At 63.3% G+C, this 16,132-nt stretch carries 17 protein-coding genes, 1 tRNA gene and 1 pseudogene; 15 read left to right on the top strand and 4 right to left on the bottom strand.

The genetic code is table 11. From position 1 onward, the window contains the following. The first annotated feature begins 16 nt into the window (after positions 1-16). Positions 17-1,282: a UbiH/UbiF/VisC/COQ6 family ubiquinone biosynthesis hydroxylase gene (locus ACO08C_RS06535; protein ID WP_421788477.1), complete on the top strand. Its 1,266-nt coding sequence runs from the start codon at positions 17-19 to the stop codon at positions 1,280-1,282. 6 nt (positions 1,283-1,288) lie between these two features. Here ACO08C_RS06535 and ACO08C_RS06530 read toward each other — a convergent pair whose 3' ends face one another. Further along, the gene (locus ACO08C_RS06530; RefSeq protein ID WP_421788476.1) at positions 1,289-1,561 is read right to left on the bottom strand and encodes a histidine kinase; all 273 of its coding nucleotides are present in this window, start codon (positions 1,559-1,561) and stop codon (positions 1,289-1,291) included. 97 nt (positions 1,562-1,658) lie between these two features. Here ACO08C_RS06530 and ACO08C_RS06525 point away from each other — a divergent pair, with 97 nt between their 5' ends. From ACO08C_RS06525 to ACO08C_RS06515, 3 genes are all read left to right on the top strand, one after another. Continuing rightward, complete coding sequence (locus ACO08C_RS06525) at positions 1,659-2,738, top strand: helix-turn-helix domain-containing protein (protein ID WP_421788475.1); 1,080 nt, start codon at positions 1,659-1,661, stop codon at positions 2,736-2,738. A 113-nt stretch (positions 2,739-2,851) separates the two neighbouring features. Next, positions 2,852-3,886, top strand: a complete 1,035-nt coding sequence (locus ACO08C_RS06520) for a CPBP family intramembrane glutamic endopeptidase (RefSeq protein WP_421788474.1) — start codon at positions 2,852-2,854, stop codon at positions 3,884-3,886. Between the two features lie 53 nt (positions 3,887-3,939). Next, the gene (locus ACO08C_RS06515; RefSeq protein WP_421788473.1) at positions 3,940-4,221 is read left to right on the top strand and encodes a 4a-hydroxytetrahydrobiopterin dehydratase; all 282 of its coding nucleotides are present in this window, start codon (positions 3,940-3,942) and stop codon (positions 4,219-4,221) included. Here the strand turns inward: ACO08C_RS06515 and ACO08C_RS06510 are convergent. After that, positions 4,218-4,658 (bottom strand): hypothetical protein, encoded by a 441-nt coding sequence (locus ACO08C_RS06510; protein ID WP_421788472.1) that lies wholly within the window; start codon positions 4,656-4,658, stop codon positions 4,218-4,220. The two genes, ACO08C_RS06515 and ACO08C_RS06510, sit on opposite strands and share 4 nt — an antisense overlap. Before the next feature lie 103 nt (positions 4,659-4,761). On the opposite strand from ACO08C_RS06510, the gene ACO08C_RS06505 reads away from it, so the two are divergent. Then, positions 4,762-5,547 (top strand): MipA/OmpV family protein, encoded by a 786-nt coding sequence (locus ACO08C_RS06505; protein WP_421788471.1) that lies wholly within the window; start codon positions 4,762-4,764, stop codon positions 5,545-5,547. Positions 5,548-5,655: 108 nt separating this feature from the next. Here ACO08C_RS06505 and ACO08C_RS06500 read toward each other — a convergent pair. Further along, a tRNA-Ala gene (locus tag ACO08C_RS06500) sits at positions 5,656-5,731 on the bottom strand. A 91-nt stretch (positions 5,732-5,822) separates the two neighbouring features. Continuing rightward, complete coding sequence (locus tag ACO08C_RS06495) at positions 5,823-6,260, bottom strand: TIGR02300 family protein (RefSeq protein WP_421788470.1); 438 nt, start codon at positions 6,258-6,260, stop codon at positions 5,823-5,825. On the opposite strand from ACO08C_RS06495, the gene ACO08C_RS06490 reads away from it, so the two are divergent. The 10 genes and pseudogenes from ACO08C_RS06490 (at position 6,259) to ACO08C_RS06445 (ending at position 16,113) form a co-directional block, all read left to right on the top strand. Next, positions 6,259-6,381 carry a hypothetical protein gene (locus tag ACO08C_RS06490; protein WP_421788469.1) on the top strand — a complete coding sequence of 41 codons (123 nt, stop codon included), beginning with the start codon at positions 6,259-6,261 and terminating at the stop codon, positions 6,379-6,381. The two genes, ACO08C_RS06495 and ACO08C_RS06490, sit on opposite strands and share 2 nt — an antisense overlap. Before the next feature lie 22 nt (positions 6,382-6,403). Continuing rightward, positions 6,404-7,750 (top strand): 3-phosphoshikimate 1-carboxyvinyltransferase, encoded by a 1,347-nt coding sequence (gene aroA / locus ACO08C_RS06485; RefSeq protein WP_421788468.1) that lies wholly within the window; start codon positions 6,404-6,406, stop codon positions 7,748-7,750. Continuing rightward, positions 7,747-8,385: a (d)CMP kinase gene (gene cmk / locus ACO08C_RS06480; protein ID WP_421788467.1), complete on the top strand. Its 639-nt coding sequence runs from the start codon at positions 7,747-7,749 to the stop codon at positions 8,383-8,385. The genes aroA and cmk overlap by 4 nt, the downstream gene beginning before the upstream one ends. A gap of 190 nt (positions 8,386-8,575) precedes the next feature. Then, positions 8,576-10,270: pseudogene (gene rpsA, locus ACO08C_RS06475) on the top strand (30S ribosomal protein S1); the annotation flags it as partial. 350 nt (positions 10,271-10,620) lie between these two features. Beyond that, positions 10,621-10,908, top strand: coding sequence for an integration host factor subunit beta (locus tag ACO08C_RS06470; protein ID WP_421788466.1), 288 nt, complete (start codon positions 10,621-10,623; stop codon positions 10,906-10,908). 15 nt (positions 10,909-10,923) lie between these two features. Further along, complete coding sequence (locus ACO08C_RS06465) at positions 10,924-11,559, top strand: phosphoribosylanthranilate isomerase (protein ID WP_421788465.1); 636 nt, start codon at positions 10,924-10,926, stop codon at positions 11,557-11,559. Between the two features lie 169 nt (positions 11,560-11,728). After that, entirely contained in the window at positions 11,729-12,943 is a 1,215-nt protein-coding gene (trpB, locus tag ACO08C_RS06460) for a tryptophan synthase subunit beta (RefSeq protein ID WP_421788464.1), read from the top strand. A 166-nt stretch (positions 12,944-13,109) separates the two neighbouring features. Continuing rightward, positions 13,110-13,895, top strand: a complete 786-nt coding sequence (gene trpA, locus ACO08C_RS06455; RefSeq protein WP_421788463.1) for a tryptophan synthase subunit alpha — start codon at positions 13,110-13,112, stop codon at positions 13,893-13,895. 12 nt (positions 13,896-13,907) lie between these two features. Further along, positions 13,908-14,810, top strand: coding sequence for an acetyl-CoA carboxylase, carboxyltransferase subunit beta (gene accD, locus ACO08C_RS06450; protein WP_421788462.1), 903 nt, complete (start codon positions 13,908-13,910; stop codon positions 14,808-14,810). After that, positions 14,797-16,113, top strand: coding sequence for a bifunctional folylpolyglutamate synthase/dihydrofolate synthase (locus tag ACO08C_RS06445; RefSeq protein ID WP_421788461.1), 1,317 nt, complete (start codon positions 14,797-14,799; stop codon positions 16,111-16,113). Before accD ends, ACO08C_RS06445 begins: the two co-directional genes overlap by 14 nt. Positions 16,114-16,132: the final 19 nt, after the last annotated feature.

Here is a 16,132-nt window from a genome sequence, read left to right as displayed (position 1 = left end):
GTCTAAAGTCCGCGCCATGACAAAGACATTCGACTGCGATGTGATCGTGCTCGGCGGCGGGCTGTCCGGTCAGACGCTGGCGCTGGCGCTCGATCAGGCCGGTCTATCCGTCACGCTCGTCGACGCGGCGCCGCTGGATGACATGCTGGCGCCGGAATTTGACGGCCGGGCATCGGCGCTGGCCTACACGTCCTTCCGCATGCTCGAGGCGATTGGCGCCGCAGACCAACTGCGTGAACACGTCCAGCGTATCGAACATATTCTGGTGTGCGATGGCCGGCCCTATGGCGGCGCCCGCCCCGGCGGACCGGGTGCGCACACCCTGCATTTCGACCGCCGTGAAATTCACCCTGAAGAGGACGGCGAGCCCTTGGGCTACATGGCCGAAAACCGTCATACCCGTCACGCGTTGACGCAATGCCTGAAGGCGTCGAAATGGCTGGATTTACGGGCGCCGGCCAAGGCCAGCAATTGGGAGCGTATCCCCGGCGGGATCCGGCTGGATCTGGAAGACGGAAGCGCCGTCACGGGGCGATTGCTATGCGCCAGCGATGGCAAGTTCTCGCGCGCCCGGCAGCAGGCCGGGACGCGGACGGCAGGCTGGACCTATAACCAGGCCGGCCTTGTCATGACGGTGGAGCACGAACAACCGCACGACGGCGCCGCCTATGAATATTTCATGCCGGCCGGACCGTTTGCCATCCTGCCGCTGCCGGGCAACCGGTCATCGCTGGTCTGGACCGAGAAGACCGATATCGCCGCGGCCATCCTCGGGCTCGACGAAGCGGGATTGCAGGCGGAACTTGAAAAACGCTTTGGCGATTTCCTCGGCGCGGTCAAACCGGTCGGGCCGAAATTCTCCTATCCGTTGAGCGTTCGCTTTGCGGAGAACTTCTACGAAGACCGGATCGCCTATGTCGGGGATGCAGCGCGCGGCATCCATCCGCTCGCCGGGCAGGGCTTTAATTTGGGAATTCGCGATGCAGCAGCCCTCGCCGAAGTCTTGGTCGAAGCCAAGTCGCTGGGGCTGGAGCTCGGATCGCCAGTCACGCTGCAGCGCTATGCCAACTGGCGGAAGCTCGATTCCATGGGGCTGGTGGCCGCGACCGATCTTTTCAACCGCCTGTTTTCCAATGATATCGGCCCATTGCGCTGGGCGCGCGGGCTGGGTCTTTCGATGGTCGACAGAATTGCGCCTGCCCGGCGGTTTTTCATGCGCGAAGCCGGCGGCGAAACCGGCGATCTGCCGAAACTCCTAAGGGGGGAAAGCTTGGCCGCTTAAGCCGGCTCAGGCGACGCCGATGCGCGGCTGCCCGCCATCGCCGGCCTCCGACGGGCCGAAGGCGCGATCCAGCACATTGGTCGAGTCCTGAGCCAGTTCCAACGCCGCCGTGAGGTGTTCGAGCACCTTCATGTTGTTGGCGAGCACTTTCAGCGCTTCCGGCCGGTGATCATCGGCAATCTTCGTACAGCGCAGGAGCACGTCCGAGCGCAACTCCATGAGAATGTCTTCCAGCTTGCGGCCGCCCGGATTGGCTTCCGATTTCAGAAAACGGGTCATCGCCGCCTCCTTTCCATCCACGAACTGCAAGCATCCAAACAGAAACGCGTTAATTTTCGGCTGACAATGCCGGCGCGGTGTCGCAAGTCTTTCCGCAATGATCCTGACCCTCGCCATTCTGGGCACAGCGATATGCGGTTTCCTGCTGACCGTGCTCGCGGTGAAACGCCCTTTCCAGACCGCCGATGGCGCCTTGCTTTTTTGGCTGGCCGCACAGGCCGGCGCCTTTACGGTGGTCGCCCTTGCTTCGGCGTTCCCGGCCGTCTGGCCGCTGATCCTGCTGTCTTTGGGACAGTTCCTGCTGTTTAGCTTGGGTCCCGCCCAATTGACCTACGCGCGGGCGTCCGCCGGACTGCCCTTGGGACTCGGCTGGCAGGGTGCCGCCCTGCTGCTCGTGGCCGTTTTGGTCACACTGATGCCCATGCTGACGCGCGTCGAAATCCGCGAAGGCACCATGTTGGTCGAGCAACCGCCCGCCTGGCTGATCGGATTGCCGCCGGCCGCCCTCATCCTGTCCGCACTGTGGCCGCTGCTTTCGCTCAAGATAGCCGCGCGCCTGCGCCGGCGCGCCAAGGACCGCTACTCCAATCTTGGACCGGTGGATCCGGGCTGGATCCGGATCTGGGCTGTCTCCTCGCTGATCGTGCTGACGGTGTCGTTGCTCGCCTATGGCAATTCATTTGTCGCGGTATTGCCCCTCGGCCTCCATGTCGCAGCGCTACTCTGCTTTCAGATCCTGCAAGTGGTTTATGTCGCGCATCGGGGATTGACCCGGCCCGGGATATTTATGGCCGGTCAGGCGCGCGCTGAACCCAGCATTGATCGCGCCGCGGCCGAAGCCGATTTCGCCACCGTCCGGGACCATCTCGGCACGCAGAAACCCTTCCTCGATCCGGACCTCACGGCACCGCGGCTCGCGGACGCCTTGGGCTGGGCCCCGGAGCGGCTGACGCAGGCTATCGGGATTGGCGGCGACACCAATTTCCACGATGCGGTCCTGCGGGCGCGTCTAGCGGAAATGGAGCGGCTAGCCCGCGATCCGGTCAATCGCCGCGTCACGACGCTGGCGCTGGGCTTCGATGCCGGATTTGGATCGAAATCCGCTATGTACGAGGCGTTCCGGCGCGAATTGAACACCTCGCCCGGCGCCTGGCGGCGTGAGCTGGCGCAGTCGTAACATATTGAAAATATGTGAAATGAAGGTCCGGTTGAAGTTTTCCAACCGAACCGGACGACGCCGCGCGAAGCGTATGGCTCTCCTTGGGTCCAATGGGACAAAAGGAGCAAACCATGACGTCATCCCAAACCGCTTTCCAGCCAGACGCACCACAGCGCGGATACCTGCCGGCGCTTGGCGCCGGACTGGAAGTTGTGGCGCTGATCGGCGCGTCGACCACGGCGGCCATAATGGCGCAGCAGTTCATTACCCCGTCCATCGGGGAAGCGCTCGGCCTCACTGGCGGCGAGCAGGACCTGTTGGCCGGCAGCGGGACGCTGCTCCAGATGTTCGCGATGCAGTACGGAATTCTGCTCATTCTGGCGCTCGCCTTCGGGCTTGTGCGCGGCCGGCGAACCGCCCGCAGTTACGCATTGGGCCGCGGCAATCTCACCCTGACCGGTATTTTCAAATGGGGGATCGCGCTGGGGCTGATCGCCGGCGCTCCGGGAACGCTGGTTCTCTTCCTGCAGGATGTCGCGCCGATCGGCCAGGACACACCCATCTGGGCTGCATTGCGGGAAGCCGAGCGCGATGTCAGCTTCTGGACCTTCCTGTTTATCGGCAGTTTCGGACTGGTGCCGCCCCTCGAAGAACTGACCTGGCGCAGCTATGCGATTGGCCGGCTCACCGAAGCCCTCGCGCCGGGCGCCGCCGTACTCTTCACCGCAATTCCCTTTGCGCTGCTGCATGTCCAGTATGCCTCGACCGATCCGGCGATGATCGCGACCAGCGTCTCGGTCATGATTGTCAGCCTCGCTTTTGCGTTTGCGACGATCCGCACCGGCACGGTCTGGCCCGCCATCATCGGCCATGCGCTGACCAATTTCCCTGCCGACGCCTGGTTGGGCGCTATCCAGCTCCTGGCCGGCCTGGCATTGCTGATTGTGTTTCACCGGCCGATTGGCCGCGAAGTGCGCGAGTGGGCCCGGCTGTTCTTCCGGACCTCGACATTAATGGCATTGGCGGTGCTCGCGCCGATAGCTGCGCTCGGTATTCTGGCGGTCATGTTCCAGGCATACGCCATCTGGATCCTGGCAATGGTCGTATTCGCCACGCTTGCGCTGGGCCTCGTCTACCGCTCGGCCTGGCGGCAATCGGCCTCTTGATCCGCTCCGGCCAATCGGCAGACTGCCTCCTGCATCAACAGCGGGAGGCCGTCATGGCGGAAAAGATCGGCGCGGCAAAGGCAGTCGCGGAACTGCAAGGCTGGGCGGTGGTCGACGGCCGCGACGCGATCCGGAAAGTCTTCCAGTTTGCCGATTTCAATGAGGCGTTCGGCTTTATGACACGCGTCGCTCTGCGCGCCGACCAGATGGACCATCACCCAGAATGGTTCAATGTTTACAACAAGGTCGATGTCCTGCTCTCGACCCATGATGCCGGCGGCGTCACCACACTCGATCTCGAGCTGGCGCGCTTCATGGACACCATCGCGCCCTAGTTGTCGTGGATAATGACCATGCCGAGCAGGACTTCGGCGCCGCTTTCGCCGAGCGCCTCATCGGTGGCTTGCTGCAGAATGTCTGAAATCCGGTCCGCGTCGGGCACTTCGCCATAGCTGTAATTCGCACCGGCGTACATCGCCAGCGCCGAGACATAGCGGTCGCGCAGACGCGGCATCAGCCGCTCCGCACGATGCCGCAAGCGGCTGTCGGGAATGTCCAGCCCGGCCTCGATATGCAGGATGCCCCGCAAGCGGAAATCGGAATGTACCGTCGCGGTGAGCGGATCGAGCGGTATAAAATCGTCCGATGATGTGATGATACGGTGACGCCGTCCGCCGCTTTCCTCATCGCCGTCGCCGCCGCCACCGCCGAGGGCGTCGGCCGGAATGGTCAACAGCAAGCTGGAAAGGAGGGCTGCAAGCGCGTGTTTCACATCGCCACTTTTATCCGCTCTGGGTAAAAGAAGCGTTCGCTGCCAATCCATTATTCATTAGCTTTCGTAGAGAAGAACATCCGCACACCGTCAGGAGTCGACCATGTTCCGCCTCGCCATTTTGATCGCAGCCCTCGCCACGACGCCCGCCCTGGCCCAAGACGGCGAAGGCGCGCCGAACTTCATTGCCGGTGGCGTTGCGGCCATTCCGGAATCGCCGGGCGCCGACAGCTACCGTTTCATCCCCTTCGCGGCTGGCCGTGTCCGGCTCGGAAGCGTCGTGCTGCAGGCGGAAGGGCCGGGCCTGTCCGCCGGTTTTGTGAACCAGAACGGGATCGAGGCCGGCGCTTATTTTCGTTATTATGGCGGCCGTGACGACGACACGGGCGATGCCGTGGTCGACCTCCTGCCGGAAGCCGACAATGCGATCGTGACCGGCGGCTTCGTGCGTTACCTGGCCGCGGAAGGCCTGTTAAATCCGCATGACCGCGTCTATTTCAGCGGCCGCCTCGGCATGGACGTGACGGGTGAATACAGCGGCGTCTTCTGGTCCGGCTCGGCCGCTTATGCGACGCCGCTGTCCCGTTCGACGCTGTTCATCGCGAACCTGTCGGTCTCGGGATCGCCGGATGATTATGCTGACGCGCTGTTCTCGGTGACCCCCAACGGATCGGCCGCCTCTGGCCTCCCGGTCTATACGGCCCAGAGCGGCGTCCAGGACATCGGCCTGACCCTCTTCCTCGACCAACTCGTGACCGATGACTGGTCGGTAACGGGCATTTTCGGGATCAGCCGTCTGCAGGGCGACTTTGCGGACAGCCCGATCGTCACCATCCGCGGTGACGATATGCAGTATTTCGCAGGTATCGGGCTGGGCCGCCGCTTCTAGCATCGGAGAGATGCGCGGCTTTGGGGGCAGACGGTCACGTCCTGTGACGCGTGCTGACTCCGGCGCTTTGCAAGAAAAACCCCACGCTTGTCAGCGCGGGGTTTGACTTGGTGGAGCTAGGCGGAATCGAACCGCCGACCTCTTGAATGCCATTCAAGCGCTCTCCCAACTGAGCTATAGCCCCGAAATCTTTGCGCCCTTGGGGCGGCGCGAGGCGCGGAAACTAGTCAAAGCCCACGCACGGATCAAGCGGCATTAGCGCCGCTCAATCAGCATTAATCGTCGTCGTCTTCCTCGCCGGCGATGCCGAAGTCATCATCGTCTTCATCATCATCGAGCAGCACGTCGTCATCATCATCATCGTCGATGTCGATATCGTCTTCGTCAAAGCCCTCGGGAAGGTCATCACCTTCCGGCTTTTCATCATCATCATCGTCGTCGTCATCGGCGTCGTCGAGCGGCACCGTGTCGCCTTCGTCGATTTCCGGGACGTCGTCCTCGTCTTCTTCGTCGTCCGATTCCTTTTCGTCTGTCTGGTCGTCCTTTTCGGTCGACCGCTCCGGTGCCGGGGCTTTGCTTTCGACCGGAAGCACCGTATCCGGCGTGAACTCGTGTTCGCATTTCGGACAGTGCGCCGGATCCTTGTTCAGATCATAAAATTTCGCGCTGCATTCCGGGCAAATGCGCTTTTCACCAAGGTTGGGCTTAGCCATGACGGTCCCCATCGGCAGTCTGTCGGGCCTTGGCGACAAGCATGGCGGCCCGGATGTCTGTGGTTACGGCGCGCGTCGTTGCCACGTTCACCGCGTCCTGTCAAAAGCCTATGTCTGCTGACTCGTGAATTGTCCATCTGCCAATGTCCAACGCTCCATCGTCACCGGCTGCCAAGGCGCGCGCCTCACGCGCCGCTCCCCTGCATGGCAGCTTCGCCGCGCCGGGCGACAAATCGGTTTCCCACCGGGCACTGATCCTCGGAGCGCTGGCGCACGGATCGACGCGGATCCGCGGCCTGCTCGAATCGGACGATGTTCTCGCGACTGCGCGGGCCATGAGCGCACTAGGTGCCGGGATCCAGCGCGATCAGATCGAGACGGGTGTGTGGACTGTGCAAGGGTGTAGCGGTCGCTTCGTAGCACCGTCAGAACCGCTTGATTTCGGCAATTCCGGCACAGGCGCCCGGTTGACGATGGGGGCGGTCGCCGGCGCCGGCATTAGCGCGCAATTCATCGGCGACGACAGCCTGTCATCGCGCCCGATGCGGCGCATCCTTGATCCGCTCGAAGCGATGGGCGTGAAAGCCGGATCGCGCGACGGGCGGCTTCCGGTCATCCTTGAGGGGGCGCAACTCACCGCAATCGATTATTCGCCCCCGATTGCCTCGGCCCAGGTCAAATCGGCCGTTCTCTTGGCGGGTCTCGGCGCGGCGGGCGAGACCATTGTGCGCGAGAGCCGTCTGACCCGTGATCATACGGAAAAAATGCTGCGCCTGTTCGGCGCCGAACTCACCGTTGAACCGGAATCATCAGGGGGCGCCGTGATCCGCCTGGCCGGCCCGCAATCCCTGACGGCGGCCGAACTGACGGTTCCGGGAGATCCGTCCTCGGCGGCTTTCGCGGCCGTTGCCGCCCTCATCTGTCCGGGCTCGTCCATCACGATCCGGAATGTGATGACAAATCCCGCCCGCACCGGGCTCTACCGGGTTCTTGAGCGCATGGGGGCCGCGATTCGCTTCGATAACAGCGGAACCGCCGCCGGCGAGACCGTTGCCGGCCTGTCGGTCCGTGCGTCGCGTTTGCAGGCCATCGATCTGGAACCCGATATCGCGCCGGATATGATCGATGAATACCCGGTGCTCGCAGTCGCTTGTGCGTTCGCAAAGGGGACATCGCGACTGCGCGGCCTGCACGAATTGCGCGCCAAGGAGAGCGATCGGCTGGCGGCGACACACGCGCTGCTGGTGGCCAGCGGTGTCGAGGCGCAGATTGAAGGCGACGACCTGATCATCGTCGGCGCCGATACGGTCAGGGGCGGTGCCGCCATTCACACACATGGCGATCACCGCATCGCGATGGCGGCACTGGTTCTTGGCACCGCGGCCGAGCAGCCCGTCATCGCCGATCAGGCCGGCATGATCGCCACGAGCTATCCGGGCTTTACAGGGGATATGAACCGGACCGGGGCCATGATAGAGGCGCTGCCATGATTATCGCGGTAGATGGAACTTTAGCTTCGGGAAAAGGCACGGTGGCACGCGGACTGGCGGTCCGGTTCGGCCTCGCGCATCTCGATACGGGCGCGCTCTATCGGGCGGTCGCCATCAGCGTTCTTGCGGCTGGCAAGGACCCCGCCGATGTGGCCGCTGCGGAACAGGCGGCGCTGTCATTGAACCCGGCTGAAATCGACGAGACCGCCATTCGCACTGCCGAGGCTGGCGCTGCTGCATCTGTTGTCGCTGCCCAGCCAAAGGTGCGCGACGCCTTGTTCGCCCTGCAACGGCGCTTTGCCGAGCAGGATGGCGGCGCCGTGCTCGACGGACGGGACATCGGCACGGTCGTGTGTCCGGATGCCGATGTGAAGCTTTATATCGACGCCGATCCCGGCGTCCGCGCCGAGCGCCGATGGCGCGAATTGGTCGCACGCGGCGATAGCACAAGCCTGGAAGACGTCCGCCGCCAGCTCGAGGAACGCGACCGCCGCGATGCCTCCAGGGAATCCGCCCCGCTGATGCGGGCAGAGGATGCCATCTTGCTGGATACGACTCATTTGAGTATAGACGCCACGCTCGCCGAGGCCGTCCGCATCATCGAGAACAAGACGGGCGCCACGCCGCGCAACTAGCCGGACTGCCTGAACGTTCGGGTCCTGATGGTGGGACTCTCCGCCCATTGGGTATCCGATGTCAGTTCGTCCATTCTTCAACCCGCCGCGTCCGCGCGGCACAGCGCGTATGAAATAGGCCGATCAGGCAAGACCGCCGGAGCCAACCGGCAGGCCGGAATATCGTTTCATACCGGAGTTCCTCCAACCCATGTCCGAAACCCAAACCCAAACCCCGTCCCGCGATGATTTCGCCGCGATGCTGGAAGCCAGCTTTGCCGGCCAGGACCTCGCCGAGGGCACGGTCGTCAAAGGCCGCGTCACCGCGGTCGAAAATGATTTCGTCACCGTCGATGTCGGTCTGAAGACCGAAGGCCGGATTCCGCTTCGGGAATTCACCGGCCCGGGCTCGACCGCACCGTCCATTGGCGATGACGTGGAAGTTTATCTGGAGCGCATTGAGAATGCGCTCGGCGATGCCGTCATCTCGCGCGACAAGGCGCGCCGCGAAGAAAGCTGGGATCGTCTCGAGAAAGCCTTCGATACCAAGGATCCGGTCAACGGCGCCATCGTCGGCCGCGTCAAGGGCGGCTTCACGGTCGACCTGGGCGGAGCGTCCGCCTTCCTGCCGGGCTCGCAGGTCGATATCCGTCCGGTCCGCGATGTCGGCCCGCTGATGAATATCGAACAGCCATTCGCCATTCTGAAAATGGACCGCCCGCGCGGCAATATCGTCGTTTCGCGTCGCGCCGTTCTCGAAGAATCCCGCGCCGAACAGCGTGCCGAGCTTGTGGGCCAGCTGGCCGAGGGCGAAGCCCGCGAAGGCGTCGTCAAGAACATCACCGATTACGGTGCCTTCGTGGATCTCGGCGGCATCGATGGCCTGCTGCACGTCACCGACATGTCATGGAGTCGCGTCGGTCATCCGTCCGAGGTCGTGGAAGTCGGTCAGACCGTTAACGTCCAGATCATCCGCATCAATCCGGAAACCCAGCGTATCTCGCTCGGCATGAAGCAGCTGATGTCGGATCCGTGGGAAGGCATCGCCGCGAAATACCCGGTCAACGCCACCTTCAAAGGCCGCGTGACCAATATCGCCGAGTATGGGGCATTCGTGGAGCTGGAGCCGGGCGTTGAAGGCCTGGTTCACGTGTCGGAAATGTCCTGGACGAAAAAGAACGTCCATCCGGGCAAGATTGTCTCCACCTCCGAAGAAGTGGAAGTCATGGTGCTCGACGTCGACAGCGACAAGCGCCGCATTTCGCTCGGTATCAAGCAGACGCAGGGCAATCCCTGGGATCTGCTCGCCGAGAAGCACCCGATCGGCTCGACCGTCGAGGGCGAAGTCAAGAACATCACCGAATTCGGCCTCTTCGTCGGCATCGACGACGATATCGACGGCATGGTCCACCTCTCCGACATCGACTGGAGCAAGTCCGGCGATGCCGCGGTTCAGGACTACAAGAAGGGCGATATCGTCAAAGCCAAAGTGCTGGACATCGATGTCGAGAAAGAGCGCGTCTCGCTCGGCATCAAGCAACTCGCCGGCGATCCGATGGACGAAAGCGGTGTCCGCAGGGGTCAGACGCTGACCGTTACCGTCAGCGAGATCACCTCGGGCGGTATTGAGGTCACCTTCGGCGACGACAATGCGATGAAGTCCTTCATCCGCAAGTCCGACCTGTCGCGCGACCGCGACGAACAACGCCCCGAGCGATTTGCGGTCGGCGACAAGATCGACGCCAAGGTCACCAATATCGACAAGTCCTCGCGCCGCGTTTCGCTGTCGATCAAGGCGCTACAGATCGCCGAGGAAAAAGAAGCTGTCGAACAGTATGGCTCGTCCGATTCGGGCGCGTCGCTGGGCGACATCCTCGGTGCAGCCCTGAAGCAGCAGGAACCGAAGTCGACCGACCGCAAGGCGTCGGATGAAACGGCAACGGGTTCCGAAAAAGCGGCTAAAAAGGTCGAAGAGAAAGTCGAAGAAGCATCCGATGACGTCGACTTCGACAAGATGACCAAGGCTCAGCTGGTGGAATATGCAGAAGCCAATGGCATCGAGATCGTGAAATCGGCGAAAGTCGCCGAGGTGCGCGAGGCCGTGAAAGCCGGCGCCGGAAAATAGCCGAAAGGTTGTTTTCGCCACAGGATCGGGCCGGGTGCATAAGCGCCCGGCCTTTTCTTGTGATCTTTCATTGACTCATTGGCTTGGGCTGGCGCAACTTACCCGCTCACAGCTTGAGGGGGGAGACGTCCATGATCAAGTCGGAACTCATTGCCAGGCTGGCCGAGGAAAATCCGAACTTGTTCCAGCGGGATGTCGAACGCGTCGTGAACGCGATCTTCGACGAGATTGGCGATGCGTTGGCCGATGGAAACCGGGTCGAGTTGCGCGGCTTCGGAGCTTTCTCCGTGCGTCATCGCAAAGCACGGGAGGGCCGCAATCCCCGCACCGGCGCAACGGTCTCCGTGAAGGACAAACACGTGCCCTTCTTCAAGACCGGCAAGGAATTGCGCGAACGCGTCGACGCCTCCGCAAAATAGGCTATCTGCCTTCGCATGACCGAGATCAAGTTTTGCGGCCTGCGCACGCAGAGCGATGTGCTGGACGCCGTCCGTTTTGGCGCGCGCTGGGTCGGCTTTGTGCATTTTCCGCCTTCGCCGCGCCATATCGATCCCGACATGGCGGCGGGGCTGGTCTCCGCCGTCCGCAACGATGTCGAGGCGGTCTCCGTAACCGTCGACGCCGATCTCGCTCTGCTCGAGGAGATCGGCCGCACGCTTGAACCCCACTGGATCCAGTTGCACGGATCGGAAACGCCAGAACAAGCCGGCGTGGCACGCGCGTTCGCCCGAAAAGGCGTGATCAAGGCCTTGCCGGTAGCGGGCGCCGGCGATCTCGCAGCGGCGGCGGCCTATGATGGCGTCGCCGACATGCTGCTGTTCGACGCCAAACCACCCGCAGGCGCCGACCGCCCCGGCGGTTGGGGCGAGGGTTATGATTATGCACTGCTGAAACAGCTGAACATTCAAACGCCCTGGCTCTTGTCCGGCGGGCTCAAGCCGGACAATGTCCGCGCCGCTGTGGCAGCCTCGGGTGCGCGTGCGGTTGATGTCTCGTCCGGCATCGAGACCGCGCCGGGCGAGAAGTCTGTGGCGTTGATGAGGGCTTTTGCAAAGGCGGTGAGGGAATAGGGTGACGACAGGAGAAATAAAGCTTTTCTCCCCCCGCCTGCGGGGGGAGTGGCCGGGCGGAACGCCCGGACGAGGGGGGCGATGGCGAGGCTGTTGTCATCCCCCTCCGTCTTTCGCTTCGCTCAAGCCACCTCCCCCGTGAACGGGGGAGGAAAAGGAAACGCCGCCCATGTCATCTAAACCCAACGCTTTCTCGCACTATCCGGACGCCAATGGCCGCTTCGGCGAATTCGGCGGACGCTATGTCGCCGAAACCCTGATGCCGAATATTCTGGCGCTGGAAAAAGCCTATGACGAGGCCAAGGCCGATCCGGCTTTTGCCGCCGAATTCGAGGATTTTTCGAAACACTATGTCGGCCGGCCGAGCCCCTTGTATTTCGCCGAGCGCCTGACGGCAGTTTTTGGCGGCGCGCAGATCTGGCTGAAGCGCGACGAGCTTAATCACACCGGCGCCCACAAGATCAATAACTGCCTCGGCCAGGTCCTGCTGGCCCGCCGCATGGGCAAGACCCGCATCATCGCCGAGACCGGTGCGGGCCAGCACGGCGTCGCCACGGCTACGGTTGCGGCGCGTTTCGGCTTGCCCTGCGAAGTGTTCATGGGCGCCACCGATGTCGAGCGGCAGGCCCCGAACGTCTTCCGGATGAAGCTCCTCGGCGCAAAGGTCCATGCCGTGTCCTCGGGGCGCGGCACGCTGAAGGACGCGATGAACGAGGCGCTGCGCGACTGGGTGACCTATCCCGGCGAGACCTTCTACGTCATCGGCACGGTCGCGGGCCCGCACCCCTATCCAATGATGGTCCGCGACTTTCAGTCGGTGATCGGCCGCGAAGCGCGCGAACAGATGCTTGAAAGGATCGGAAGATTGCCGGATGCCGCCGTAGCCTGCATTGGCGGTGGCTCCAATGCGATGGGCCTGTTCCACCCCTTCCTGGAGGACGAAAACGTCCGGCTGATCGGCGTCGAAGCGGCCGGTAAGGGGCTCGATACGCCCGACCACGCCGCCAGCCTCAATGGCGGCGAACCCGGCATTCTTCACGGCAATCGCACCTATCTCTTGCAGGATGCGGACGGCCAGATCGTCGAGGGCCATTCCATCTCCGCGGGGCTGGATTATCCCGGCATCGGTCCGGAGCACGCCTTCCTGCACGATGTGAAACGCGCCGAATATGTCTCCGCGACGGATGACGAGGCGATGGAAATGTTCCAGCTGTGCTCGAAACTGGAAGGCATCATTCCGGCGCTCGAACCGGCCCATGCGCTGGCCCGCGTCCGTGATCTGGCCAAGGAACTCGGCCCGGACGGCATCATCCTCATGAATATGTGCGGCCGCGGCGACAAGGACGTGCCGCAGGTCGCGCGCATGCTGGGAGTGGAGGTATGATCTTCGTTCGCCGCGCCCATTCATCCCTCCCCTTGACGGGGAGGGTGTCCCGAAGGGACGGGAGGGGTGGAGCCCCCACCCCCTCCGGTTTCGCGTCGCTCAACCACCTCCCCCGTCAAGGGGGAGGATGGGCGTTTCGTGTCGCGCCGATCGTGAGCTTGAATATATGAACCGCCTCACCACCACTTTCGCACGCCTGAAGTCCGAAAACCGCGCCGGTTTCGTCGCCTACATTATGGCCGGCGATGGCGAGACGGCAGACCTTCTTGACCAGCTCCCCGCTGCCGGCGCTGACATCATCGAGCTGGGCATGCCTTTCACCGATCCGATGGCGGACGGGCCGGCCATCCAGGCCGCCGCCCTGCGCGCGCTGGACAACGGCATGACGCTGAAGGGAACGCTCGAACTCACGAAAGCCTTTCGCGAAAAGCACCCCGACACCTCGCTCGTCTTGATGGGCTATGCCAATCCCATCCATCATTTCGGCTTCGCCAACTTCGCCAAGGCGGCCGCCGCGGCCGGTGTCGACGGTCTGATCTGCGTGGACTTGCCGCCGGAAGAAGATACCGAGCTGCGTGAAGCACTGGCGGCGGTGAGCATTTCCGTCATCCGGCTCGCGACACCGACGACCGATGATGAACGCCTGAAAGCCGTCACCGAAGGATCGTCCGGTTTTGTCTACTATGTCTCAACGACCGGTGTGACCGGAATGGGCCGCGGCGCGGCGACAGATGTCGCCGAAGCCGTCAGGCGTGTTCAGACCGCCTCCGGCCTGCCGGTTGCGGTGGGCTTTGGCGTGAAAACACCCGATCAGGCTTCCGAGATCGCGGCCGGCGGCGCGGATGCCGTCGTGGTCGGCAGCGCCATTGTGAGTGCAAACCATGACGGCGGCACGCAAAGTGCGTTAGAACTGGTCTGGACACTGTCGGCAGCGGTTCGCGCTGCGTCATAGAGCAGGATTGCCATGAGCTGGCTGGAACGTCTCACGCCTCCGGGTGTCTCGAAAATGTTCGCCAAGCGCGACACGCCGGAAAACCTCTGGGTCAAATGCCCGATCTCCGGTGAAATGGTCTTCCACAAGGACCTCGAGGCCGGGCTGTTTGTGACACCCGCCGGTCATCACATGCGGATCGGCCCCGACCATCGCTTCAAATTCACGTTTGACGGCGACTGGACGACGCTCGGCACACCGGACGTTCCCAAAGACCCGCTCAAATTCAAGGATGACAAAACTTACACCTCACGCCTGTCCGCGGCGCGCAAGAAGACCGGCCGCGACGATGCGATGGCGATCGCCCAAGGCGCGATTGGTGGCGTGCCGGCAACCGTTCTGGTCCAGGATTTCGCCTTCATGGGGGGCTCGCTCGGCATGGCAGCCGGCGAGGCCTTCATCACTGCGGCCGGGGCGGCAATGAAAGATCGCACACCGCTTGTCGCCTTCACCGCCGCAGGCGGCGCCCGCATGCAGGAGGGCTGTCTGTCGCTGATGCAGATGCCGCGTACCACGCTGGCCATCCAGGAGCTCAATGAGGCCGGCCTGCCCTATATCGTGGTTCTGACCGATCCGACGACCGGCGGCGTGACAGCGTCCTACGCCATGCTCGGTGACATTCATATCGCCGAGCCCGGCGCGATGATCGGCTTCGCCGGCCGGCGCGTCATCGAGCAGACCATTCGCGAGAAACTGCCGGAGGATTTCCAGACAGCGGAATACGTTCTGGAGAAAGGCATGATTGACCGCGTCGTGCACCGCCGCGACTTGCGCTCTGTTCTCGGCCGCATACTGCGCACGCTGACGAAACGCGGCGGATCGAACGCACCGGCGCTGCGCCGCAATACGGCCCCGGCCGACTATGCCGAAGAGTGACGCGCTCCAGCCGGTCCTCGACCGGCTGGCCGGCCTCCATCCGAAGAAAATCGATCTCTCGCTGGGCCGTCTAGAACGCCTGCTGGAAAAACTGGGCCATCCGCAGCGTCGCTTGCCGCCGGTCATCCACGTCGCCGGCACCAATGGCAAGGGATCGGTCTGCGCGTATCTGAAGGCCATGGCCGAAGCCGTGGGCGAGCAAGTCCATGTCTACACTTCACCGCATCTGGTGCGCTTCAATGAACGCATCGTATTGGGCGGCGAAATCGTCGACGACCAGCGGCTCATTGATGCTTTTGCCCGCTGTGAGGCGGCAAATGATGGCGCGCCGATCACCTTCTTCGAGATCACAACGGCCGCCGCCTTTCTCCTGTTTGAAGAAACCCCTGCGGACCGGCTGATCCTCGAAGTCGGTCTCGGCGGGCGCTTGGATGCCACCAATGTCATTGCCGGACCGAAGGTCAGCGTGATCACTCCGGTCAGCCTCGATCATGCGGAATTTCTTGGTACCGATATCGCCGGAATCGCGGGTGAAAAGGCGGGCATCCTGAAAAAGGGCGTGCCGGCCATTATCGGACCGCAAACGCCCGAAGCCGACGACCGCATCACGTCGATCGCCAACGCCATCGGTGCACCGGCGCGGCTTTGGGGGCGCGACTACCGCGCCTGGAGCGAACAGGGACGCCTCGTCTACGAGGAAGAAAACCTGCTTTGGGATTTGCCCCGCCCGGCGTTGGAAGGCGAACACCAGATCGTCAATGCCGGGATCGCGATTGCTGCCGCCCGCGCCGCCGGACTGCCCGAGCCTGCAGTCCGCGAGGGGCTGCAAGCGGCCAGCTGGCCGGCCCGCCTTCAGCGGCTGGGTTCGGGGCCCGTCGTCGAAGCGGCCGGGGCAGGGGAGATCTGGCTGGATGGCGGCCATAACGCCTCGGCGGGCCAGGCGCTGGCGCGCGCCATGGCGGACCTGGAGACCCGCGCCCCGCGGCCTCTGATACTGATCTGCGCCATGTCGCCGAACAAGGATGCCGCCGCTTTCCTCATGCCATTTGCCGGGCTGGCCCGGCGGGTGCAGGCGATCGGGTTCTCCGGTGGAAGGGCCGGTTCGCAGGCGCCGGACGCCATTGTCGCCGCCGCCGAGGCATCGGGGCTTGTCGCCGAAAGCAATGCCGATCTCTATTCCGCCATCGCTGACGCGGTCCGGGACGATCCGGCGCCCCGCATCCTGATCTGCGGCTCGCTTTATCTGGCGGGTGAAGTGCTCGGCCTCAATGAGGGCATCACGCCGCATACAACAAGCGGCTAAAGAAAAGGGCCCGCCAACT

Source organism: Hyphobacterium sp., assembly GCF_965229905.1.
Lineage (GTDB): Bacteria > Pseudomonadota > Alphaproteobacteria > Caulobacterales > Maricaulaceae > Hyphobacterium.
The sequence above is the reverse complement of the archived record's forward strand: the minus strand, read 5'-3'. Positions and strand labels throughout refer to the sequence as shown.

Excerpts from the sequence above, each read along its gene's own strand:
- ACO08C_RS06535 (WP_421788477.1), top strand. The coding sequence starts at position 17 with ATGACAAAGACATTCGACTGCGATGTGATCGTGCTCGGCGGCGGGCTG.
- ACO08C_RS06530 (WP_421788476.1), bottom strand. The coding sequence starts at position 1,561 with ATGACCCGTTTTCTGAAATCGGAAGCCAATCCGGGCGGCCGCAAGCTG.
- ACO08C_RS06525 (WP_421788475.1), top strand. The coding sequence starts at position 1,659 with ATGATCCTGACCCTCGCCATTCTGGGCACAGCGATATGCGGTTTCCTG.
- ACO08C_RS06520 (WP_421788474.1), top strand. The coding sequence starts at position 2,852 with ATGACGTCATCCCAAACCGCTTTCCAGCCAGACGCACCACAGCGCGGA.
- ACO08C_RS06515 (WP_421788473.1), top strand. The coding sequence starts at position 3,940 with ATGGCGGAAAAGATCGGCGCGGCAAAGGCAGTCGCGGAACTGCAAGGC.
- ACO08C_RS06505 (WP_421788471.1), top strand. The coding sequence starts at position 4,762 with ATGTTCCGCCTCGCCATTTTGATCGCAGCCCTCGCCACGACGCCCGCC.
- ACO08C_RS06490 (WP_421788469.1), top strand. The coding sequence starts at position 6,259 with ATGACGGTCCCCATCGGCAGTCTGTCGGGCCTTGGCGACAAGCATGGC.
- ACO08C_RS06495 (WP_421788470.1), bottom strand. The coding sequence starts at position 6,260 with ATGGCTAAGCCCAACCTTGGTGAAAAGCGCATTTGCCCGGAATGCAGC.
- aroA (WP_421788468.1), top strand. The coding sequence starts at position 6,404 with ATGTCCAACGCTCCATCGTCACCGGCTGCCAAGGCGCGCGCCTCACGC.
- cmk (WP_421788467.1), top strand. The coding sequence starts at position 7,747 with ATGATTATCGCGGTAGATGGAACTTTAGCTTCGGGAAAAGGCACGGTG.
- ACO08C_RS06470 (WP_421788466.1), top strand. The coding sequence starts at position 10,621 with ATGATCAAGTCGGAACTCATTGCCAGGCTGGCCGAGGAAAATCCGAAC.
- ACO08C_RS06465 (WP_421788465.1), top strand. The coding sequence starts at position 10,924 with ATGACCGAGATCAAGTTTTGCGGCCTGCGCACGCAGAGCGATGTGCTG.
- trpB (WP_421788464.1), top strand. The coding sequence starts at position 11,729 with ATGTCATCTAAACCCAACGCTTTCTCGCACTATCCGGACGCCAATGGC.
- trpA (WP_421788463.1), top strand. The coding sequence starts at position 13,110 with ATGAACCGCCTCACCACCACTTTCGCACGCCTGAAGTCCGAAAACCGC.
- accD (WP_421788462.1), top strand. The coding sequence starts at position 13,908 with ATGAGCTGGCTGGAACGTCTCACGCCTCCGGGTGTCTCGAAAATGTTC.
- ACO08C_RS06445 (WP_421788461.1), top strand. The coding sequence starts at position 14,797 with ATGCCGAAGAGTGACGCGCTCCAGCCGGTCCTCGACCGGCTGGCCGGC.